Here is a 22,883-nt window from a genome sequence, read left to right on the forward strand (position 1 = left end):
AGCAGGTCTGACTTTTCGGTCAATGATTTTCTGACTTAAAGGTCAGGAAATTGCATTTTGTCGATCAACCCCTTGTTCCTTAATTATTGTCGTTGGTTCGATAGCCTGCTTTTTTGCTTGAATCGTGCCAAAAACCTCCGGGCGGGCACTCCGCCCTGACGCAGCAATTGCGCTACACTGCGCCGCTTGTACAGATCAAAGAGTTTGAAGGACAACCATGACGTTCAAGGCGCCGGACAGCCTCGCCGAGCAAATCGCTCACCACCTCGCCGAACGCATCATTCGCGGCGAAATGAAGCCCGGGGAGCGCATCCAGGAACAGAAGGTCACGCTGGCCCTCAATGTCAGCCGCGGTTCGGTCCGCGAGGCCTTGCTGATCCTCGAGCGTCGCCACCTGATCGCGATCCTGCCGCGACGTGGCGCTCACGTCACCGAACTCACGCCGCACAAGGTGCAGAGCCTGTGCACGCTGATGAGCGAGATGTACATTCTGCTGGCCAACGCCGTGGCCAGCGGCTGGAAAGTCCAGGCCGACCTGGCGCCGTTCGTGCAAATCCAGCAGCGCCTGACCGCCAGCTACGAGCGCCAGGACATCCACACCTTCGTCGACGACAGTTTCAACGTGATGCGCGCCACCTACGGGTTTGCCAACAACCCGTACCTGCAGGAAACCGTCGAGAATCTGCAACCTGCCATGAGCCGTGCCTATTTCCTTGCCCTGGACCAGCGCAAGGCGTCGATGAGCGAATACCTTGAACTGTTCGAACGCCTGCTCGCGGCCGTGATCGCCCGTGACTTTGCGCAGATCCGTACAGTGCTGACCGCGTATGGCCAGCGCAGTTGCGATCTGGTGATCTCCGCCTTGACGGACGCCTGAGCGTGCGGCTCAAGTGCATCAAGCTGGCGGGGTTCAAATCCTTCGTCGACCCGACCACAGTGAACTTCCCCAGCAACATGGCGGCGGTGGTCGGGCCCAATGGCTGCGGCAAATCGAACATCATCGACGCCGTTCGCTGGGTAATGGGTGAGAGTTCGGCGAAGAACCTCCGTGGCGAGTCGATGACCGACGTCATCTTCAACGGCTCCACCAGCCGCAAGCCGGTGAGCCAGGCGAGCATCGAACTGGTGTTCGATAACTCCGACGGCACCCTGCTTGGCGAATACGCCGCCTACGCGGAAATTTCCATTCGCCGCAAAGTGACGCGCGACAGCCAGACCACCTATTACCTCAACGGCACCAAGTGCCGGCGTCGTGACATCACCGACATCTTCCTTGGCACCGGCCTTGGCCCGCGCAGCTACTCGATCATCGAGCAGGGGATGATCTCCAAACTGATCGAGTCCAAGCCCGAAGACCTGCGCAACTTCATCGAAGAAGCGGCGGGCATCTCCAAGTACAAGGAGCGCCGGCGCGAGACCGAAAACCGCATCCGTCGTACCCACGAGAACCTGGAGCGCCTGACCGACCTGCGCGAGGAGTTGACGCGTCAGCTCGAGCGCTTGCATCGCCAGGCCGAGGCCGCCAAGAAGTACCAGGAATACAAGGGCGAGGAGCGTCAACTCAAGGCGCAACTGTCGGCCCTGCGCTGGCAGGCGTTGAACGATCAGGTCGGCCAGCGTGAAGCGATCATCGGCAACCAGGAGGTTTCCTTCGAAGCCCTGGTGGCCGAGCAGCGCAATGCCGACGCGAGCATCGAGCGCCTGCGTGACGGGCACCACGATCTGTCGGAACGCTTCAATCTGGTGCAAGGGCGCTTCTACTCGGTCGGCGGTGACATTGCCCGGGTCGAGCAGAGCATCCAGCACGGCCAGCAACGCTTGCGGCAATTGCAGGACGACCTGAAGGAAGCCGAGCGCGCGCGCCTGGAAACCGAGTCCCACCTCGGCCATGACCGCACGCTGCTGCTGACCCTCGGCGAAGAGCTGGACATGTTGACCCCGGAACAGGAAGTCACCAGCGCCGCCGCCGAAGAGGCCGCCGCCGCGCTGGAAGACTCCGAAACCACCATGCATGGCTGGCAGGAGCAGTGGGATACGTTCAACCTCACCGCCGCCGAACCGCGCCGTCAGGCCGAAGTGCAGCAATCGCGGATCCAGCAGCTGGAAACCAGCCTGGAGCGCCTGGCCGATCGCCAGAAGCGCCTGAGCGAAGAGCGCGCCTTGCTCTCGGCGGACCCGGAAGACGCGGCGATCATGGAGCTCAGCGAGCAGCTCGCCGAGTCCGAGGCGACCCTCGAAGATTTACAGACCAGTGAAGAGGCTCAGGTCGAAAAGCTCGAGCAACTGCGCCAGCAATTACAGCAAACGCTGACGGCGCAACAACAGGCCCAGGGCGATTTGCAGCGGCTCAACGGTCGATTGGCTTCGCTCGAAGCCTTGCAGCAAGCCGCGCTCGATCCGGGTACTGGCACCGCTGAATGGCTGCGCGAACAGAACTTGGCGAATCGCCCGCGCCTGGCCGAAGGCCTGAAGGTTGAGGCCGGTTGGGAGCTGGCGGTGGAAACCGTGCTCGGCGCCGACCTGCAGGCGGTGTTGGTGGACGATTTCAACGATTTCGACTTGTCGGGCTTTGCCCAGGGCGACTTGCGCTTGCTCAGCCCGGCCGGCGATGGCGTACGGGTGCCGGGCAGCCTGCTGGACAAGGTCGAGGCGCAGATCGATCTGTCGCCATGGCTGGGGCAGGTCAAGCCGGTCGACAGCCTTGAGCAGGCCCTGGCCTTGCGCGGGCAATTGGCTGCCGGGCAGAGCCTGATCAGCCGTGACGGTTACTGGGTCGGTCGGCATTTTCTGCGCGTGCGTCGGGCCAGTGAAGCGGAAAGCGGCGTGCTCGCCCGGGGTCAGGAAATCCAGCAATTGGGCCTTGAGCGCGAAGAGCGCGAAGCCGCCGTCGAAACCCTGGAAACCCAACTGCAGAATCTCAGGGCGCAACAGCGTCAGCAGGAAAACGGCCGCGAGCATTTGCGCCGCTTGCTGCAGGACGAAGCCCGCCAGCAAGGTGAATTGAAAGCCCAGTTGTCGGCCGGAAAAGCCAAGGCCGAGCAATTGACCCTGCGCCGTACTCGCCTCGACGAAGAACTCACCGAGCTGGATGAACAGCGCGCGCTGGAGCACGAAAACATCGGTGAAGCGCGCCTGCAACTGCAGGAAGCCCTCGACAGCATGGCGCTGGACACCGAGCAGCGCGAGCTGTTGCTGGCCCAGCGCGACAGTTTGCGCGAGCGCCTGGATCGGGTGCGGCAGGAAGCGCGGCAACACAAGGATCATGCCCATCAGTTGGCGGTGCGTCTGGGTTCGCTCAAGGCGCAGCACGATTCGACTCGCCAGGCGCTGGAGCGTCTGGAGATGCAGTCCGAGCGCCTGACCGAAAAGCGCGAACAACTGAGCCTCAATCTGGAGGAGGGCGAAGCCCCCCTGGAAGAACTGCGCCTGAAACTCGAGGAGTTGCTCGACAAGCGCATGACCGTCGACGAAGAGCTCAAGACCGCGCAGATAGCCCTCGAAGACGCCGACCGCGAATTGCGCGACGCCGAGAAGCGCCGCAGCCAGGCCGAACAGCAATCCCAGTTGATTCGCAGCCAGCTCGAAACCCAGCGCATGGAATGGCAAGCCCTGACCGTGCGCCGCAAGACTTTGCAGGACCAGTTGCTGGAAGACGGCTACGATCTTCACGGCGTACTCGCGACATTGACCGCCGAGGCCAGCGAGAAGGAAGCCGAGGAAGAACTCGAGCGCATCGCCGCGCGAATTCAGCGTCTGGGCGCGATCAACCTGGCGGCCATCGATGAGTACCAGCAACAATCGGAGCGTAAACGGTATCTGGATGCCCAGGACGCCGATCTGGTGGAAGCGCTTGAAACCCTTGAGAACGTGATTCGCAAGATCGACAAGGAAACCCGCAACCGCTTCAAGGATACCTTTGATCAGATCAATGGCGGTTTACAGGCGCTTTTCCCAAAAGTTTTCGGTGGAGGCCGCGCGTATTTGGAACTGACGGGCGAAGATCTACTCGATACAGGGGTGACAATCATGGCGCAGCCGCCTGGAAAGAAGAACAGCACCATCCATTTGCTCTCCGGTGGCGAAAAAGCCCTGACCGCATTGGCCCTGGTTTTTGCGATCTTCAAGTTGAATCCGGCGCCGTTCTGCATGCTCGATGAAGTTGACGCGCCACTGGATGACGCTAACGTTGGACGCTACGCAAATTTGGTTAAAGAGATGTCGCAGTCAGTGCAGTTCATCTATATCACCCACAACAAGATCGCCATGGAAATGGCCGATCAACTGATGGGGGTGACGATGCACGAACCCGGTTGTTCACGTCTGGTGGCAGTGGATGTCGAGGAGGCGATGGCGATGGTGGACGCCTAGCGGCGAGCATCAAGCTTGAAGCTTTAAGCTTGAGCTGTGCGGGCTATATGCCGCTCTACTGGTGGAATGAAGATGGCAAATCGACATAATTTGCGCAGCGATTTTGGTAGACGGTGTAAAGTTGCCTTTGGTCGTGCTAGTTTAATGTCAATTTTTCGTATACGTGGGCAAAACGCCTGTCAGAACATAGAGTTGGCGCCACGTTTTAAAGCGGTTTGCAGGTTGTAAACCCCTTATTTTTCAGCATTTTTTATAGAGGCACGGGATTACATGGAAATCGGTCTGCGCGAGTGGCTGATCGTCATCGGCATTATTGTCATTGCCGGTATTCTTTTTGATGGCTGGCGCCGTATGCGCGGCGGCAAGGGAAAACTGAAATTCCGCCTTGACCGAAGTCTGTCCAACCTGCCGGACGAGGACAGCAGCGCCGAGCTGCTGGGCCCGCCGCGCGTGCTGGACACGCATAAAGAGCCGCAACTGGACGAGCAGGACCTGCCGTCGGTGAGCATGCCGGCCCGCGAGCCTCGTGAATCGGGCTCCAAGCGCGGCAAGCGTGGCCACAGCGAGCCTTCCCAGGGCGACATGAACCTCAGTCTGGATCTGGATGGCGGCCCGAGCTTCAGCAGTCGCGACGACGATTTCCCGGATGACACCAAGTCCTCGCCAGCGCACGGCGAAAAGGATCAGCCGCAAGCTGAAGAAGTGCTGGTGATCAGTGTGATCTGCCGCGACGCTGCCGGCTTCAAGGGCCCGGCGCTGTTGCAGAACATTCTGGAAAGCGGCCTGCGTTTCGGCGAGATGGATATTTTCCACCGTCACGAAAGCATGGCGGGCAACGGCGAGGTGCTGTTCTCCATGGCCAACGCCGTCAAGCCTGGCGTATTCGACCTGGACGACATCGACCACTTCAGCACCCCGGCGGTGAGCTTCTTCCTGGGTCTGCCAGGCCCTCGCCATCCGAAGCAAGCCTTCGACGTGATGGTGGCGGCGGCGCGTAAGTTGTCCCAGGAACTCAACGGCGAACTGAAGGACGACCAGCGCAGCGTACTGACTGCCCAGACGATCGAGCACTACCGTCAGCGCATCGTCGAATTCGAACGCCGCGCCCTGACCCAGAAGCGATAAAGGCAAAAGATCGCAGCCTTGCTTCACTCTGTAGGAGCTGTCGAGTGAAACGAGGCTGCGATCTCTTGATCTTAATGAGATGAAATAGGAGCAGCCTCGGCTGCTCTTTTGCTTTACGAGAGAACACCCATGACCGCCGCCAAGAACCGTATTTTAGAGCTGCGCGCTGAGCTGGATCAGCACAACTATCGCTATCACGTGCTCGACGAGCCGAGCATTCCGGACGCCGAATACGACCGCTTGTTCAACGAGCTCAAGGCGCTGGAAGCGGCCAACCCCGAGCTGATCACCAGCGACTCGCCCACCCAGCGAGTGGGCAGCGCGGCGCTGTCGGCGTTTACCCAGGTGCGTCACGAAGTGCCAATGCTCAGCCTCGGCAACGCCTTCGAAGAAACCGACATGCGTGAGTTCGACCGCCGGGTGACTGAAGGCCTGGACCTGCCGGCCGGCGACCTGTTCGGTGGCGGCGCGACAGTCGAATACAGCTGCGAGCCCAAGCTCGACGGCCTGGCCGTCAGCCTGTTGTACCAGGATGGCGTCCTGGTGCGCGGCGCCACGCGCGGCGATGGCACGACCGGTGAAGACATCAGCGTCAACGTGCGCACCGTGCGCAACATTCCGCTCAAGCTGCACGGTACTGGCTGGCCGGCGACCCTGGAAGTGCGCGGCGAAGTGTTCATGTCCAAGGCCGGTTTCGAACGGCTCAACGCCACGCAACTGGAGGTCGGCGGCAAGACTTTCGCCAACCCGCGCAACGCAGCGGCGGGCAGTTTGCGCCAGCTGGATTCGAAGATCACCGCCAATCGTCCACTGGAATTCTGCTGCTACGGCATCGGTCAGGTGTCGGCGGACATTGCCGATACGCACATCGGCAATTTGCAGCAACTCAAGGCCTGGGGCATGCCGATCAGCCACGAGCTGAAACTGGCGCAGGGTATCGCCGAGTGCCTGGATTACTACCGCGACATCGGTGAGCGGCGCAATGCGCTGCCCTATGAAATCGACGGCGTGGTGTTCAAGGTCAACAGCATCGCCTCCCAGCGCGAACTGGGTTTTCGCGCCCGTGAGCCACGTTGGGCCATCGCCCACAAATTTCCGGCGATGGAAGAGCTCACCGAGCTGCTCGATGTGGAATTCCAGGTCGGCCGCACCGGTGCGGTGACGCCGGTGGCGCGTCTGAAACCGGTCAAGGTCGCGGGCGTCACGGTGGCCAATGCCACGCTGCACAACATGGACGAAGTCGCACGCCTGGGCCTGATGATCGGCGACACGGTGATCATTCGCCGCGCCGGTGACGTGATTCCGCAAGTGGTGCAGGTGGTCATGGAGCGTCGTCCGGAACATGCGCGGCCGGTGCAGATTCCCGAGCAGTGCCCGGTGTGTGGCTCCCATGTCGAGCGCACACAACTGATCAAGCGCAGCAAGGGCCGCGAGACGGTCAGCGAAGGCGCGGTGTACCGCTGCGTCGGTCGCCTGGCCTGTGGCGCGCAACTCAAGCAGGCCATCATTCACTTCGTCTCCCGTCGTGCCATGGACATCGAAGGCCTGGGCGAGAAGAGCGTCGAGCAACTGGTCGACGAAGGCCTGGTGAGTTCGCCGGCCGATCTGTACGCCCTGACGTTCGAACAGATCGTCGATCTGGAAGGCTTTGCCGAACTGTCGAGCAAGAACCTGCTCGGCGCCATCGAAGACAGCAAGAAACCGGGTCTGGCGCGGTTCATCTACGCCCTCGGGATTCCCGATGTCGGCGAAGAGACGGCCAAGGTGCTGGCACGCTCCCTGGGCTCGCTGGAACGGGTGCAGCAGGCCTTGCCGCAGGTGCTGACGTACTTGCCGGATGTCGGGCTGGAAGTCGCGCACGAGATCCACAGCTTCTTTGAAGACGCACATAACCAGCAGGTGATCGCTGATTTGCTCAGGCATGGCATGCAGATTCAGGATCAGGGCGAGTTGGGGGCCGAGTTTTCGGCGAGCACCACGCTGGGCGGTTTTCTCGACAAGCTGCATATTCCATCAGTCGGTCCGGGCGGAGCGCAGAAACTGGCGGACAAGTTCGGCTCGCTGCAGGCGGTGATCGGTGCTGACTGGCTGGATATGCGTCAGGCTCTGCCGGAGAAACAGGCCAATTCGGTGCGTGAATTTTTTGCGCTCGAAGAGAATCGCCAATTGGCCGAGGCGGCCGAAAAGCAACTGGCTGAATTCGGCATGCACTGGCAGAGCGAGAAGAAGGTCGTCGAAGGCTTGCCGCTGGCCGGGCAGACCTGGGTGCTGACCGGCTCCCTGGAGCTGATGAGCCGCGATGTGGCCAAGGACAAGCTCGAAAGCCTGGGGGCCAAGGTCGCCGGCTCCGTGTCGGCCAAGACCCATTGCGTGGTTGCAGGGCCGGGGGCCGGTTCGAAGTTGACCAAGGCCAATGAACTGGGGTTGAAGGTGCTGGATGAAGAGGCGTTTGTGGTATTCCTGAAAGAGCACGGCGTCCCAATCTGAACAAAAGATCGCAGCCTTCGGCAGCTCCTACACCGATCTCTGTAGGAGCTGCCGAAGGCTGCGATCTTTTTACAGGCACCTCAATTCCAACTGGAACGATCCAGGCACAAGAATGATCTAGTCTCTGCAAGCCCCAGGGAGAGATCGCCATGCACCCGTTCTTCGAACAGCTCAGCTCGCGCATCGCCGCACCGTTCGTGGCCGAAAATTCGCGCAACAGCAAGGTCTGGTCCTGTCGTTGCGGTCAATCGCTGTTTTTCCGTAACAGCCAGTGCCTGGCATGTTCAGCGGCCCTTGGGTATCAGCCTGAGCAAAGTCGTTTATCTTCCCTGCAACCGGGCGAGCGCCCCGACACCTGGTGGCTCGACGCCTATCCGCAGGCGGGCGCGTTCCGCCGCTGCGCCAATCTCGACTCTCCGGCTGCGTGCAACTGGCTGCTTCCAGCCAATCACCACGAAACCTTGTGCATGGCCTGTAGCTTGAATCGCACGATTCCCGACCTGTCGATCACGGAAAACCACGAGCGCTGGCGCAAAGTGGAAACCGCCAAGCGGCGTCTGGTCGCGCAACTGGTCAGCCTGGGGTTGCGGGTGATTCCCAAGGCAGTCGATGAAGAGACTGGCCTTGCCTTCGATTTCATCGGCGTCGACCTTGAAGGCAAGCCGCCGACCACGGGCCACGCCAACGGCCTGATCACCCTCGATATCAAGGAGGCCGACGACGCGCACCGCGAGCAGGTACGGGTGCAAATGCACGAACCCTATCGCACGTTGCTCGGGCATTTTCGTCACGAAGTCGGGCATTACTACTGGGACCGATTGATCGCCCATAGCCAATGGCTTGAGCCTTTTCGCGGCTTGTTTGGCGATGAACGCGCGAGATACGCCGATGCCCTCGAACGGCATTATCAGCAGGGCGCGCCGCTCGACTGGCAGCAACACTGCGTCAGCGCCTACGCGACCATGCACCCGTGGGAAGACTGGGCGGAAACCTGGGCGCATTACCTGCACATGATGGACGCCGTGGACACCGCACTGGGGTTTGGCATGAGCGCTCGGGAAATGGACTTCGACTATCAGCCGTTTCCACCCCAAACTCTCTACGATCCGCAGCATCCCGGCGGCGCGGCTTTCCTGTCGTTCGTCAACGCCTGGATCGAACTGGCCGGCATGCTCAACGAGCTGTCACGCAGCATGGGGCAGCCGGATTTCTATCCGTTCGTCCTGCCGCCTACTGTCATTGCCAAGCTGCACTTCATTCACCTGGTGATTCAGCAGGCGGGCGGCAGGGCGGATGCGGTGCTTGAGGCGCAATAGCAAGTGCTTGAAGCCCCTCATGTTTTTTATCCGAAACCAACGGTTGTAACTTCGCCTCAGATAGGTACAATGGCGCGGCTCGCCGACAGGTGAGCGTCGTTATGGTGACCCTATCGGTCCCCCCGCAACGATCAACCGTGAACCCGGTCAGGCCTGGAAGGGAGCAGCCGCAGCGGTGACATTGTGTGCCGGGGTGTGGCTGGTAGGGTTACCACCTTAACGCCACGCGAGTGTTCTCTCGCGTCACATCCTTGAATATAGACTTTCGCTAACTGCCAGGATCTTCTCCGGGGCGGTTTTTCGTCGTTTTCACTTTATCCACAGCCGCAGGCTCGCCACCGATATACAGCCGAACAATTTCATCGATCTCCCCGGACATCTTCATCCGCGCCAGGGTGCGCAGAATGCTCTGCACCGGGACCTGTGGGTCGTTGCGAACGTAGCAACCGAGACGGTTTTCCTGCAGCACTGCCACGTTTTGCAGTTGCTGCTCCGGCAGCAGGCGGTGATTGAACCAGTCCAGGCTCCATTGATTGCTGACGGCATAGCGATTGCGGCCGGCCAGGAGCTTTTCCAGCACTTGTTCCTGATTGCGTGCGTCGTCGCGCTGCAGTTGGCCGGTGTCGAACAGCGGCTGCAGGGTCGGGTAGCTGTAGCCCAGCACGGTGCCAATGGGCTGTTGCGGCAAGTCGGCGGGTTTGACTGCGTCGGGCGGCGCATGCCGGGTGATCAATAAGTCAGGTTGTGTGAAGAGCGGGATGCTCCAGAGATAATCGCCAGGCTGCTCGGGCAGCCACGATTGCGCGGCATAACAGCGGACATCGACCTCGCCTTGCTCCATGGCGCCTTGTATGCGCCTGCGAGGCAATACGTGGAATTCGGCCGGTACGCCGACCTGGGTCGCGAGGCTGAGCATCATGTCATAGAGGATGCCCTGGGTCGGTTTGCCCCGCTCAAGCTGCACCATGGGCATGCTCCAGCTGTCGGTTATCACGAAACGCAGCGGTGCTGGCGCCGCCGCGCCGTCCAGGCTGATCAACAGCAATGTCCCCAAGGCCAGCCGCATAAACACTCCGTTAAATGCCCCCGATGTGCAGCTTAGCCACAATACACGAGCGCACCGGATGCAATTTGTGCCTTGCTCCGCTAGCATTAGCCGCTTCTGCTTCCTTCGCTGCGACGGTTTTCGATGAGTTATCAGGTTCTTGCACGTAAATGGCGTCCGCGCTCGTTCCGCGAAATGGTCGGCCAGACCCATGTGCTCAAGGCTCTGATCAATGCCTTGGACAGCCAGCGGCTGCACCACGCCTACCTCTTTACCGGTACCCGTGGGGTCGGCAAGACCACCATCGCGCGGATCATTGCCAAATGCCTTAACTGTGAGACAGGTATCACTTCGACCCCCTGTGGCGAGTGTTCGGTGTGTCGCGAAATCGACGAGGGCCGCTTTGTCGACCTGATCGAGATCGACGCCGCGAGCCGCACCAAGGTCGAAGATACCCGCGAATTGCTCGACAACGTGCAGTACGCCCCGAGCCGTGGGCGCTTCAAGGTCTACCTGATCGACGAAGTGCACATGCTCTCCAGCCATTCCTTCAACGCGCTGCTCAAAACCCTCGAGGAGCCGCCACCGTACGTCAAGTTCATCCTGGCGACCACTGATCCGCAGAAACTTCCGGCAACGATTCTGTCGCGGTGCCTGCAGTTCTCCCTGAAGAACATGACGCCGGAACGGGTTGTCGAGCACTTGACCCACGTGCTGGGTGTCGAGAACGTGCCGTTTGAGGACGATGCACTGTGGTTGCTGGGCCGTGCTGCCGACGGTTCGATGCGTGATGCCATGAGCCTGACCGACCAGGCGATTGCCTTCGGTGAAGGCAAGGTCCTGGCCGCCGATGTGCGGGCGATGCTCGGGACCCTCGATCACGGGCAGGTCTACGACGTCCTGCATGCGCTGATCGAAGGCGATGCCAAGGCGTTGCTCGAAGCCGTCCGCCACCTGGCCGAACAAGGCCCGGACTGGAATGGCGTGCTCTCGGAAATTCTCAACGTGCTGCACCGCGTTGCCATTGCCCAGGCCTTGCCGGAAGGTGTCGATAACGGTCACGGCGACCGCGATCGCGTGCTGGCACTGGCCCAGGCCTTGCCGGCCGAAGATGTGCAGTTCTACTACCAGATGGGCCTGATCGGCCGCCGCGACTTGCCGCTGGCGCCGGATCCCCGGGGCGGTTTTGAAATGGTGTTGCTGCGGATGCTGGCGTTCCGGCCCGCAGACACCGCGGATGCCCCGAGGCAACCGCTAAAGCCAGTGGGGATCAGCCAGGCCACAGTTGATTCCGCAAACTCAGTGGCTGCCGCGCAGGTCGTTGCGCCGGTAGCCGCTGCGGCCGTTGCACCGATAGCGGTTGCGCCAGTGGCGGCTCCTGCGCCAGCACCGGAACCGGTGGCGCCGGTCGTTGTGCCAGAACCTGCGCCTGTGCCTGTGGTTGAAGCGGCTGTGGTCGAAGAGGTGGTCGACCTGCCGTGGAATGAGCCGGTCGCGCCAGCCCCCGTTCAGCAACCGGCGGTGGAGCCGGTGCTGGAAACCGCCAGCGAACAACCCGAGTTACCGCCGATGCCGTTGCCGACCCCGGACAGCGTGGTGCCGGACGCACCTGAGTGGGCCGCCGCGCCAATCCCGGAGCCTTCGGTGGCCGAGGTCGATGCCGCAACGCCGGGCATGGACCTGGATGACGAGCCGCCGCTGGACGAGGATTACATCGAGCCGGACATGGATTCGGCCTACAGTTACCTCGACGAACTGGCCAGCGAGCATGCCGCCGACCCGGCTCCCGAGCCCGAGCCTGAGCCCGCGGCAATGCCGGCCACCGGCCTGGCCCTGCAATGGCTGGAGCTGTTCCCGAAATTGCCGATTTCCGGCATGACCGGCAGCATCGCTGCCAACTGCACGCTGATCGCGGTGGATGGCGACAATTGGCTGATGCACCTGGACCCGGCCCACAGTGCCTTGTTCAACGCCACTCAGCAGCGTCGCCTCAACGATGCGCTGAACCAGTATCACCAGCGCCCGCTGACCCTGAGCATCGAGCTGATCAAGCCCGAGCAGGAAACCCCGGCACAAGCGGCGTCGCGCCGCCGCGCCAACCGTCAGCGCGAGGCGGAGGAATCGATCCACGGCGATCCGTTCATCCAGCAAATGATGCAGCAGTTCGGTGCGGTGGTCCGTAACGATACTATTGAACCTGTCGACGCCCTGGTCACTCAGGGCTAATAACTGAAGGCGCTCGGCTACATTCCGCCGGGCGCTGTTTTGATCCAAGTACTTTTGAGGTGATTACCATGATGAAAGGTGGCATGGCCGGCCTGATGAAGCAGGCGCAGCAGATGCAGGAAAAAATGGCCAAGATGCAGGAAGAACTGGCCAACGCCGAAGTCACCGGTAAGGCCGGTGGCGATATGGTCACCGTGGTGATGACCGGGCGTCATGACGTCAAGAGCGTCACCATCGACCCGAGCCTGGTCGAAGGCATGAGCGAAGACGACAAGGAAATGCTGGAAGCGGTCATCGCCTCCGCGGTCAACGATGCCGTGCGCAAGATCGAAGCCAACAGCCAGGACAAGATGGGCAGCATGACTGCCGGCATGCAACTGCCGCCGGGCATGAAACTGCCATTCTGATTCGCCTTCAGGCGGCAGATGAGCTACAAAAAATGCCAGGCATTGCGCCTGGCATTTTTGTTTCTGTCTGTTGGGGATGTGTCGTCCGTGATGGCGCCTTCGCGAGCAGGCTCGCTCCCACAGGGATTGCATTGCAAATGTGGGAGCGAGCCTGCTCGCGAAGAATTCACCCCGGTGCAACTGAAAACACATCGAACGCCATACCGCCACAAAGGTCTGCTCCCTATATCACCCAACCCCATCGATCACAGGAGACGCTGCCATGTCCGACCCCATGACCCTCAATCAACGCATTGTCCTGGCTTCACGTCCGGTCGGCGCGCCAACACCGGAAAACTTCCGCATGGAGCGGGTGGCGTTGCCGGAACTCGCCGACGGTGAGGTGCTGCTCAAGACCGTTTTCCTGTCGCTGGATCCCTACATGCGCGGACGCATGAGCGACGCTCCGTCCTACGCCGCACCGGTGGAAATCGGCGAAGTGATGACCGGCGGCGCGGTCAGCCGGGTCGAGCGCTCGCTCAATCCGAAGTTTCAGGACGGTGACCTGGTGGTCGGTGCCACCGGTTGGCAAAGCCACAGCATCAATGACGGGCGCAGCATCATCCCGGTGCCGTCGGGATTGCCCAGTGCGTCGATGGCCCTTGGGGTGCTGGGAATGCCGGGCATGACCGCGTACATGGGCCTGATGGACATCGGCCAGCCCAAGGCCGGCGAAACCCTGGTGGTTGCAGCGGCCTCCGGCGCGGTGGGTTCGGTGGTCGGCCAGGTGGCGAAGATCAAGGGACTGCGCGTGGTCGGTGTGGCCGGCGGGGCGGACAAGTGCCGTTATGTGGTCGACGAGTTGGGTTTCGACGCCTGTATCGACCACAAGAGCCCGGACTTTGCCGATGAACTGGCCAAGGCCTGCGGCAAGGGCATCGACATCTACTACGAAAACGTTGGCGGCAAGGTTTTCGACGCCGTGGTGCCGTTGCTCAATCCCAAGGCACGGATTCCACTGTGCGGCCTGATTGCCTCCTACAACGCCCATGAAGCGCCGAGCGGGCCGGATCGCCTGCCCCTGTTGCAGCGCACCCTGTTGACCAAGCGGGTGCGTATCCAGGGCTTCATCGTGTTCGATGACTATGGTGATCGCCAGCCGGAATTCCTCAGTGCCATGGCACCCTGGGTGCGTGATGGCAAAGTGAAATTCCGCGAAGACGTGGTCGATGGCCTGGAACAGGCTCCCGACGCGTTCATCGGCATGCTGGAGGGGCGCAACTTCGGCAAACTGGTGGTTCGGGTTTCCCGGGACTGAGTAATTGACGCTGCAATTTGACGCTCAACCGAGGCGCGGGTATAAACCGCGTCTCGTTGTTTTGTCGGACTTTTCCACCATGAGCTTCAGCCCTTTGATTCGCCAACTGATCGACGCCCTGCGAATTTTGCCAGGCGTGGGTCAGAAAACCGCCCAGCGCATGGCGTTGCAGTTGCTCGAGCGTGACCGCAGCGGCGGCTCACGCCTGGCGCTGGCCTTGAGCCAGGCCATGGAGGGGGTCGGTCACTGCCGCTTGTGCCGTACGCTGACCGAAGATGATCTGTGCCCGCAATGCGCCGATACCCGTCGCGACGACACCTTGCTCTGCGTGGTGGAAGGCCCGATGGACGTCTATGCGGTGGAGCAGACCGGTTTCCGCGGGCGCTACTTCGTGCTCAAGGGGCATCTGTCGCCGCTCGACGGTCTGGGGCCGGAAGCCATCGGCATCCCGCAATTGATGGCGCGGATCGAAGAGGCTGGCACGTTCGCCGAAGTCATCCTGGCGACCAACCCGACCGTGGAAGGTGAGGCCACAGCGCATTACATCGCCCAATTGCTCAGCAGCAAAGGCCTGATCGCCTCGCGCATCGCCCATGGCGTACCGCTCGGTGGTGAGCTGGAACTGGTGGATGGCGGCACACTGGCGCATTCGTTTGCCGGGCGCAAGCCGATTTCGCTCTGAGTTCATGTGGCGTCCATGCTGACGCCATCGCGAGCAAGCTCGCTCCCACAGGGTAGTGCGGCATACATAAAACCAATGTGGGAGCGAGCTTGCTCGCGATGCAGGCGACGCGGTCCATCTGAATGACACAATCCTGTTGAAAACCAAGCAAGCGCTCGGTTAACTTCACTGACCCCTTCAGTGGAGCTCGCCGATGTCTGCCTTTCAGGAATACTTCGACCCCAGCCACCAATTGGTCCGTGACAGCGTCAGGCGTTTCGTCGAACGCGAGATCCTTCCTGATATCGAGCAGTGGGAAGAAGCCGAAAGCTTTCCTCGCGAGCTCTACCTCAAGGCCGGCGCAGCGGGGATTCTCGGCATCGGGTACCCGGAGGCTTACGGAGGCAGCCACGAAGGGGATCTGTTCGCCAAGGTTGCCGCCAGCGAAGAGTTGATGCGCTGCGGCTCAGGCGGGCTGGTTGCCGGCCTGGGGTCGCTGGATATCGGCTTGCCGCCCATTCTCAAGTGGGCACGACCGGAAGTGCGTGATCGTGTGCTGCCCCAGGTGTTGTCGGGAGAGAAGATCAGCGCCCTGGCCATCACCGAGCCCGGCGGCGGCTCCGATGTCGCCAACCTGCAAACCCGCGCCGTGCGCGATGGCGACTTTTACCGGGTCAATGGCAGCAAAACCTTTATCACCAGTGGTGTGCGTGCGGACTTTTATACCGTCGCGGTGCGTACCGGTGAGCCGGGGTTCTCCGGCATCAGCCTGTTGCTGATCGAAAAGGGCACGCCCGGTTTCACCGTAGGACGGCAACTGAAGAAAATGGGCTGGTGGGCGTCAGACACGGCCGAACTGTTTTTCGATGATTGCCCGGTGCCTGTGGGAAACCTGATCGGCGCCGAGAACATGGGCTTTGCCTGCATCATGGGCAATTTCCAGAGCGAACGCCTGGCCCTGGCACTGATGGCCAACATGACCGCACAGCTGGCGCTGGAGGAAAGCCTGAAATGGGCGCGCCAGCGCGAGGCCTTTGGCAAACCGATCGGCAAGTTTCAGGTGATCAAGCATCGCCTCGCCGAGATGGCGACCGCGCTGGAAGTGTCCCGGGAATTCACTTACCGCCAGGCGGCAAAGATGGCGGTGGGGCAGAGTGTGATCAAGGAAATTTCCATGGCCAAGAATTTTGCAACGGATACCGCAGACCGGATCGTGACCGATGCGGTGCAGATACTCGGTGGGCTGGGTTACATGCGCGAGAGCCTGGTGGAGCGGCTGTACCGCGACAACCGGATTTTGTCGATTGGCGGCGGGACGCGGGAAGTGATGAACGAGATCATCAGCAAGCAGATGGGGCTTTGAGTCTGGCGGTGTAGCGGCTGACGCTTTCGCGAGCAGGCTCGCTCCCACAGTGGATTGCATTCGTCCTGACGGAACGCGGTCGAATGTGGAAGCGAGCCTGCTCGCGAATGGCGTCGGCTTTGGCGCCGCTTACTTATCGGACAACGCAAACTGCGTCAGGCAGAACGTCGGAATGCCCATGTCCTCCAGGCGCTGCGAACCACCCAGCTCCGGCAGGTCGATGATCGCCGCCGCTTCATGCACTCGCGCGCCCATGCGACGGATCAGGTTGGCGGCGGCAATCAGGGTGCCGCCGGTCGCGATCAGGTCATCGAACATCACCACCGAGTCGCCTTCGCACAGGCTGTCGGCGTGCACTTCCAGGAAGGCTTCGCCGTATTCGGTCGCATAGCCCTCGGCCAGCACGTCAGCCGGCAGTTTGCCTTGCTTGCGAAACAGCACCAGCGGCTTGTTCAACTGATAGGCCAGTACCGAACCGATCAGGAAGCCACGGGCGTCCATCGCGCCGATATGGGTGAAATCAGCCTCGACGTAACGGTGGGCGAAGCTGTCCATCACCAGGCGCAGGGCCTTGGGCGACTGGAACAGCGGGGTGATGTCGCGAAAGATCACGCCCGGTTTCGGGAAGTCGATGACAGGGCGGATGAGGGATTTGATGTCGAAGGAGTCGAAGACCATCGTCTAGGTGTCCTGGCAGGGCTGCAAACGACGCAGTATAACGGCGGCTGAACCGTTTCGCTCAGCCACGACGTTTTGTTTCAGTCCAGTGAGCCACCGGCCAGGGCGCACAGCTGGATCGGGTCGATAATCCGGATTTCCTTGCCTTCTGCCGCAATCAGCTCGTTTTGCTGGAAGCGGGTAAATACCCGGGAAACGGTTTCCACCGCCAGGCCCAAGTAGTTGCCGATTTCGTTGCGCGACATGCTCAGGCGGAACTGATTGGCGGAAAAACCCCGGGCGCGGAAGCGTGCCGACAGGTTGACCAGGAAGGTGGCGATGCGTTCGTCGGCGGTCTTTTTCGACAACAGCAGCATCATCTGCTGGTCGTCACGGATTTCGCGACTCATCACGCGCATCAACTGACGGCGCAACTGCGGCAGTTGCAGGGCCAGTTCGTCGAGGCGTTCGAAAGGAATTTCACACACCGAAGTGGTTTCCAGGGCTTGTGCCGACACCGGGTGCTTTTCGGTGTCCATGCCCGACAGGCCGACCAGTTCGCTGGGCAGGTGGAAGCCGGTGAGCTGTTCTTCACCGGAGTCGCTCAGGCTGAAGGTCTTGAGGGCGCCGGAGCGGACTGCGTAGACAGAATCGAAGGTATCGCCCTGGCGAAACAGAAACTCGCCCTTTTTCAGCGGTCGGCCGCGCTTGACGATTTCGTCCAGCGCATCCATGTCTTCCAGATTCAGCGAAAGTGGCAGGCAAAGAGGGGCCAGGCTGCAATCCTTGCAATGGGCTTGACTATGAGCGCGCTGTTTTACTGGCTCGGACATTTCTTCAATCCTTGTGGGAATTCACACATAAGACGTAAGGGTAACTCACCATAGGAGATCGAGGCCAGTCCGGGACGCGAGCTTGCAGAATTAGATCACCCGTGAAAATCGCTGGCGGCTGTGTTGTTCCAGGTACGCGTCGAACACCATGCATACCGAACGCACCAACAGTCGCCCGGCGGGCAGGATGGTGATCCTGTCGCGACCGAGCTCGATCAGCCCGTCTTTGGCCATGCCTTGCAGTTGGGGCCAGAGTTCGCCGAAGTAGCCCTGGAAATCGATGTTGAAGGCCTGTTCGATGTCGGAAAATTCCAGGCTGAAATTACAGATCAATTGCTGAATGACCGCGCGCCGCAGCCGGTCATCGGCATTGCACAGCAGGCCGCGGCTGGTGGCCAGCTGCATTGAAGCCAGGGTGTTCTGATAGTGGTTCAGGTCGCTGCTGTTCTGGCAGTAGAGGTCGCCGATCTGGCTGATTGCCGAGACGCCGAGGCCGATCAGATCGCAATGACCGTGGGTGGTGTAGCCCTGGAAATTGCGTTGCAGGGTCGACTCTTCCTGGGCGATCGCCAGCTCATCGTCGGGCAGGGCGAAGTGGTCCATGCCGATGTAGCGGTAACCGGCGCTGATCAGTTGCTCGATGGTGCGCTGCAGCATTTCCAGTTTCTGCGCGGGTGTCGGCAGTTCATTGCTGTTGATGCGCCGCTGCGGCATGAAGCGCTCCGGCAGGTGGGCGTAGTTGAACACCGATAATCTGTCCGGTTGTAGGTTGATGACCTCTTCAACGGTGCGGGCGAAGTTCTCCGGCGTCTGCCTCGGCAGGCCGTAGATCAGGTCGATATTGATCGAGCGAAACTGCAAGGTGCGGGCAGCGTCGATCACGGCTCGGGTTTCTTCCAGGCTTTGCAGGCGATTGACCGCTCGCTGCACCGCCGGGTCAAGGTCCTGCAGGCCGATGCTGACCCGATTGAAGCCCAGTTCGCGCAGCAGTCCCATGGTCGACCAGTCGGCCTCGCGGGGGTCGATCTCGATGCCGTAGTCGCCGGAATCGTCGTCCAGCAAATTGAAGTGTTTGCGCAAGTGCGCCATCAGCTGGCGCAGTTCGTCGTGGCTGAGAAAGGTCGGCGTGCCGCCACCGAAATGCAGTTGCTCGACTTTCTGCGTGGGGTCGAGGTGGCAGGCGATCAGCTGGATTTCCTGTTCCAGGCGCTGTAAATACGGCTGTGCCCGGCCGCGATCCTTGGTGATGACCTTGTTGCAGGCGCAGTAGTAGCAAATGTTCGCGCAGAACGGCACGTGCACGTACAGGGACAATGGACGTTGGGCCTTGCGGCTGTCGCGCAGGGCATGAAACAGGTCGAAGGTGCCGACCTGGCTGTTGAATTGCACGGCGGTCGGGTACGAGGTGTAGCGGGGTCCCGCCAGGTCATAACGGCGGATCAGATCAGTGTCCCAACGAATGGCGTCGAGCATCATGCGGGCATTCCCCGGATAGGCTGGCAGTGTCGGCCACCTTATGCGAGGTCGGGGTGGGGCATCTTGATTTGCATCAAGGTCAGAATCTTTGTCGTTTGTGAGGGCCTCATCGCGAGCAAGCTCGCTCCCACAGGGGGAGTCGCTGTGTACACAAAACCTGTGGGAGCGAGCTTGCTCGCGATGGGCGCGCCGCCGGTTTAATGACCCATGAGCCAATGCTGATGCGGTCCCGGCAAGGTCCAGATGCCGAACAACATCACCAGCATCCCACCCGCCATCCGCACACTGCGCTTGCGCAACACCGCGGTGACGCGCTCGGCGGCCAGGCCTGTCGCCAGCAGCACCGGCCAGGTGCCAAGCCCGAACGCGAGCATCAACAATGCACTGTCCAGCGCATTGCCCTGGCTGGCCGACCATAGCAGGGTGCTGTAAACCAGGCCGCACGGCAGCCAGCCCCAGAGCGCACCCAGCAGCAGCGCGCGCGGAAGGCTCGATACCGGCAGCAACCGATTGGCGACTGGCTGGATGTGCCGCCACAAGCCTCGACCGAGGCTTTCGATACGGGTCAGGCCGCTCCACCAGCCGGCCAGGTACAGGCCCATGGCAATCAGCAGCAAGCCGGCGAGGACACGCAGGACCATCGCCGCCGGGCTACTGGCCACGGCCCATCCGGCCAGGCCGATCAACAGTCCGGCGCAGGCATAACTCAGAATCCGTCCCAGGTTGTAGGCCAGCAACAGGCGAAAGCGGCGGCTGCGTTGCTCCTTGGGAATCGCCAGGGTCAGCGCGCCCATCAAGCCGCCGCACATGCCCAGGCAATGGCCGCCGCCGAGCAAGCCGAGGATCACCGCCGATACCAGCAGTGGCGCCAGTTCAAGCATGGGGCGGGGCCTTGTCTTGCGGTTTGGCCGGTTGGCCGCTGGCCTCGTCTACGGCGGCGGTGTGGTTCGGGTCCTGGTCGTCGAACAGGATGCTGTGGGCCGGGCCGTCGAGGTCGTCGTACTGCCCGCTGTCGACCGCCCAGAAGAAGATATAGACGGCGATGGCCACGATCAGCAGCGCAGCGGGAATCATCACGTAAAGAGCTGGCATCTGGACTCCATGCCCGCGTGGCTCAGGCCGGCAGCGGGCGGGTTTCTGGCGGGGTGTCGAGGGCGCGCTCGCTCGGCATTCGAGTCAGGCGCAGCGCGTTCAGCACCACGGTCAACGAACTGATCGACATGCCTACCGCCGCCCAGACCGGAGTGATCCAGCCGAGGGCGGCGAAAGGCAACATGAGGCCATTGTACAACCCGGCCCACAACAGGTTCTCGATAATGACCCGACGGGTGCGCCGCGCCAGACTGAAGGCTTGCACCAGCGCGTCGAGGCGGTTGGACAGCAGCACCGCATCGGCACTGGTTTTCGCCAGATCAGTGGCCGAGCCCATGGCGACGCTGATATCCGCCGCCGCCAGCACCGGCACGTCATTGACGCCGTCACCCAGCATCAACACCTTGCGACCTTCCTTGTGCAGCTGTTGCAGGACTTGCAGCTTGTCGTCCGGGCGCAAGCCGCCGCGCGCTTCATCGATGCCCAGTTCAGCCGCCACGCTGGCGACCATGGGCGAGCTGTCACCGGACAACAACAGCGTGCGCCAGCCCCGCGCCTTGCACGCGGCCAGCAAGGCCGGCGCATCGGCACGCAAGCGATCATCGAGGACCAGCCAGGCCAGCGGCCCCTGGCTGTCGCCGAGTAGCAGCCATTGGCCGGCTTCTTCGGGCATCGGCGGCGACTTGGCACCACTGAGTTCGCAGACGAATCCCGGTTGACCGATGCGCAGGCGCCGCCCTTCAACCAGCCCCTCCAGGCCAAGACCCGGGGTGCTGTGGACTTCTTCGGCCGCCATCGGCGCGCGTCCGAAAGCGCGGGCGATGGGGTGTTCGGAGCGGTTTTCCAGGGCGGCGGCGAGGCCCAGGCATTGGTCGCTGTCGAGGGCGCCGAGGGGGCGGATCGAGCGCAACGCCAGTCGGCCTTCGGTGAGAGTGCCGGTCTTGTCGAAAATCACCGTGTCGATCTGGTTCAGGCCTTCCAGCACATGGCCGCGGGTCAGCAGCAGACCGAGTTTGTGCAAGGTGCCGGTGGCCGCAGTGAGAGCGGTCGGCGTCGCCAGCGACAAGGCGCACGGACAGGTCGCCACGAGCATCGCCAGCACGATCCAGAAGGCTCGCGATGAGTCCAGTTCCCACCACAACAGGCCAATGGCCGCAGCCGCGATCAGTGAAAACAGCAGGAACCATTGCGCGGCGCGGTCGGCGATTTCCGCCAGGCGCGGTTTTTCGGCCTGGGCGCGATCGAGCAGGCGAACGATGGCCGAGAGGCGTGTGTCCTGGCCCAGAGCCAGGACCTCGACGGTCAGTGCGCCTTCGACGTTCAGGGTGCCGGCGGTGACCGCATCGCCGAGGGTGCGGGGTTGTGGCAGGTATTCGCCGGTCAGCAGCGATTCGTCGATACTCGATTGGCCGTCGAGGATCTTGCCGTCGGCCGGGAGAATGGCGCCTGGATGAACCAGTACCTGATCACCGATTCGCAGTTCGCTGAGCAAAATGCGTTCGCTCTGGCCTTCGGGGGTCAAGCGCAAGCACGAGGCGGGCAACAGATTCACCAGCTGCGCGGTGGCGGCGGCTGTGCGCTCGCGGGCGCGCCGCTCCAGGTAGCGCCCGGCCAGCAGGAATAGGGCAAACATGCCGACGGCATCGAAATACAGTTCGCCGACCCCGGTGATCGAGGTCCAGATCCCGGCAACGTAGGCACTGCCGATGGCCAGCGACACGGAAACGTCCATGGTCAGGTGGCGGGTGCGCAGATCGCGCATGGCGCCATTGAAAAACGGCGCGCAGCTGTAGAACACGATCGGGGTGGTGAGGAACAGCGCGACCCAGCGCAGGATGGTGTGCAGTTCGGGGCTGAGGTCGATGTTGAATTCAGGCCAGGTGGCCATGGTTGCCATCATCGCCTGGAACCACAGCAATCCGGCCACGCCAAGCTGGCGCAGGGCCAGGCGGTTTTCGCTGGCCAGTTGTTCGCTGGCGCGGTCGGCCTGATAGGGGTGTGCGGCGTACCCGATGTGGCGCAGCTCGCTGAGGACCTGGCTCAGGGGTAATTGCGCGTCGCTCCAGCGCACGTGCAGGCGGTGGTTGGACAGGTTCAGGCGCGCTTCGGCCACCGCCGGCAAGGTGCGCAGGTGTTTTTCGATCAACCAGCCGCAGGCGGCGCAACTGATGCCTTCCATCAGCAGCGTGGTTTCGGCCATTGCGCCTTCGTGGCGGACAAAGGACTGCTGCACATCGGCGCGGTCGTAAAGCGCCAGTTCGTCGACCAGTTGTACCGGTAGCGCCTCGGGGTTGGCCGAGGCTTCGCTGCGGTGCTGGTAATAGCTATCCAGGCCGCCGGCGACGATGGCCTCGGCCACGGCCTGGCAACCCGGGCAGCAGAACTCGCGGGACTCCCCGAGTACGACGGCGGTGAAGCGACTGCCGGCCGGGACGGGCAGGGCGCAGTGGTAGCAGGGGAGTGGGGTGGTCATGGCTGATCTATGGCGTCTGGGTGGGCCTCATCACTGTAGGAGCTGACGAGTGAAACG

General features: G+C 61.9%; 17 protein-coding genes and 1 other RNA gene. 11 read left to right on the top strand and 7 right to left on the bottom strand.

Going from position 1 to position 22,883, the window contains the following annotated elements; translation table 11 throughout:
* Positions 1 to 217: 217 nt before the first annotated feature.
* The 6 genes from AC3WJW_RS12060 (at position 218) to ffs (ending at position 9,504) form a co-directional block, all read left to right on the top strand.
* On the top strand, positions 218 to 877 hold the full coding sequence (locus AC3WJW_RS12060; protein ID WP_015096020.1) for a GntR family transcriptional regulator: 660 nt from the start codon (positions 218 to 220) through the stop codon (positions 875 to 877).
* A 2-nt stretch (positions 878 to 879) separates the two neighbouring features.
* Positions 880 to 4,368: a chromosome segregation protein SMC gene (gene smc / locus AC3WJW_RS12065; protein ID WP_493726142.1), complete on the top strand. Its 3,489-nt coding sequence runs from the start codon at positions 880 to 882 to the stop codon at positions 4,366 to 4,368.
* A 270-nt stretch (positions 4,369 to 4,638) separates the two neighbouring features.
* A complete protein-coding gene (zipA, locus tag AC3WJW_RS12070; RefSeq protein WP_102673249.1) occupies positions 4,639 to 5,493 on the top strand; it encodes a cell division protein ZipA in 855 nt (284 codons plus the stop codon).
* 129 nt (positions 5,494 to 5,622) lie between these two features.
* Entirely contained in the window at positions 5,623 to 7,980 is a 2,358-nt protein-coding gene (ligA, locus tag AC3WJW_RS12075; RefSeq protein ID WP_493726143.1) for an NAD-dependent DNA ligase LigA, read from the top strand.
* A 149-nt stretch (positions 7,981 to 8,129) separates the two neighbouring features.
* The gene (locus AC3WJW_RS12080; RefSeq protein WP_493726144.1) at positions 8,130 to 9,296 is read left to right on the top strand and encodes a zinc-binding metallopeptidase family protein; all 1,167 of its coding nucleotides are present in this window, start codon (positions 8,130 to 8,132) and stop codon (positions 9,294 to 9,296) included.
* 111 nt (positions 9,297 to 9,407) lie between these two features.
* An RNA gene (ffs, locus tag AC3WJW_RS12085) (signal recognition particle sRNA small type) lies at positions 9,408 to 9,504 on the top strand.
* Between the two features lie 60 nt (positions 9,505 to 9,564).
* On the opposite strand, the gene AC3WJW_RS12090 is transcribed toward ffs, so the two are convergent.
* A complete protein-coding gene (locus AC3WJW_RS12090; RefSeq protein ID WP_493726145.1) occupies positions 9,565 to 10,362 on the bottom strand; it encodes a substrate-binding periplasmic protein in 798 nt (265 codons plus the stop codon).
* 123 nt (positions 10,363 to 10,485) lie between these two features.
* Between AC3WJW_RS12090 and dnaX the strand changes: the two genes are divergently transcribed.
* The 5 genes from dnaX (at position 10,486) to AC3WJW_RS12115 (ending at position 16,295) form a co-directional block, all read left to right on the top strand.
* Positions 10,486 to 12,567 (top strand): DNA polymerase III subunit gamma/tau, encoded by a 2,082-nt coding sequence (gene dnaX, locus AC3WJW_RS12095; protein WP_493726146.1) that lies wholly within the window; start codon positions 10,486 to 10,488, stop codon positions 12,565 to 12,567.
* A 68-nt stretch (positions 12,568 to 12,635) separates the two neighbouring features.
* Entirely contained in the window at positions 12,636 to 12,974 is a 339-nt protein-coding gene (locus tag AC3WJW_RS12100) for a YbaB/EbfC family nucleoid-associated protein (RefSeq protein ID WP_007971455.1), read from the top strand.
* Between the two features lie 262 nt (positions 12,975 to 13,236).
* The gene (gene curA, locus AC3WJW_RS12105) at positions 13,237 to 14,271 is read left to right on the top strand and encodes an NADPH-dependent curcumin/dihydrocurcumin reductase (RefSeq protein WP_493726147.1); all 1,035 of its coding nucleotides are present in this window, start codon (positions 13,237 to 13,239) and stop codon (positions 14,269 to 14,271) included.
* A 79-nt stretch (positions 14,272 to 14,350) separates the two neighbouring features.
* Entirely contained in the window at positions 14,351 to 14,953 is a 603-nt protein-coding gene (gene recR / locus AC3WJW_RS12110) for a recombination mediator RecR (protein ID WP_008050204.1), read from the top strand.
* Between the two features lie 193 nt (positions 14,954 to 15,146).
* Positions 15,147 to 16,295, top strand: a complete 1,149-nt coding sequence (locus tag AC3WJW_RS12115; protein ID WP_493726148.1) for an acyl-CoA dehydrogenase family protein — start codon at positions 15,147 to 15,149, stop codon at positions 16,293 to 16,295.
* Between the two features lie 129 nt (positions 16,296 to 16,424).
* Here the strand turns inward: AC3WJW_RS12115 and AC3WJW_RS12120 are convergent, their stop codons facing one another.
* The 6 genes from AC3WJW_RS12120 to AC3WJW_RS12145 all read right to left on the bottom strand — a co-directional run bounded on the left by AC3WJW_RS12120 (position 16,425) and on the right by AC3WJW_RS12145 (position 22,826).
* Positions 16,425 to 16,973: an adenine phosphoribosyltransferase gene (locus AC3WJW_RS12120; protein ID WP_007971449.1), complete on the bottom strand. Its 549-nt coding sequence runs from the start codon at positions 16,971 to 16,973 to the stop codon at positions 16,425 to 16,427.
* 80 nt (positions 16,974 to 17,053) lie between these two features.
* Positions 17,054 to 17,785, bottom strand: a complete 732-nt coding sequence (fnr, locus tag AC3WJW_RS12125; protein WP_102698762.1) for a fumarate/nitrate reduction transcriptional regulator Fnr — start codon at positions 17,783 to 17,785, stop codon at positions 17,054 to 17,056.
* 90 nt (positions 17,786 to 17,875) lie between these two features.
* Positions 17,876 to 19,258, bottom strand: a complete 1,383-nt coding sequence (hemN, locus tag AC3WJW_RS12130; protein WP_493726265.1) for an oxygen-independent coproporphyrinogen III oxidase — start codon at positions 19,256 to 19,258, stop codon at positions 17,876 to 17,878.
* A 200-nt stretch (positions 19,259 to 19,458) separates the two neighbouring features.
* Positions 19,459 to 20,142 carry a sulfite exporter TauE/SafE family protein gene (locus AC3WJW_RS12135; protein ID WP_493726149.1) on the bottom strand — a complete coding sequence of 228 codons (684 nt, stop codon included), beginning with the start codon at positions 20,140 to 20,142 and terminating at the stop codon, positions 19,459 to 19,461.
* Complete coding sequence (ccoS, locus tag AC3WJW_RS12140) at positions 20,135 to 20,353, bottom strand: cbb3-type cytochrome oxidase assembly protein CcoS (protein WP_007971444.1); 219 nt, start codon at positions 20,351 to 20,353, stop codon at positions 20,135 to 20,137. The genes AC3WJW_RS12135 and ccoS overlap by 8 nt, the downstream gene beginning before the upstream one ends.
* A gap of 22 nt (positions 20,354 to 20,375) precedes the next feature.
* The gene (locus tag AC3WJW_RS12145; protein ID WP_493726150.1) at positions 20,376 to 22,826 is read right to left on the bottom strand and encodes a heavy metal translocating P-type ATPase; all 2,451 of its coding nucleotides are present in this window, start codon (positions 22,824 to 22,826) and stop codon (positions 20,376 to 20,378) included.
* Positions 22,827 to 22,883 lie beyond the last annotated feature (57 nt).

This window comes from Pseudomonas sp. GW821-FHT07G06 (genome assembly GCF_058986625.1).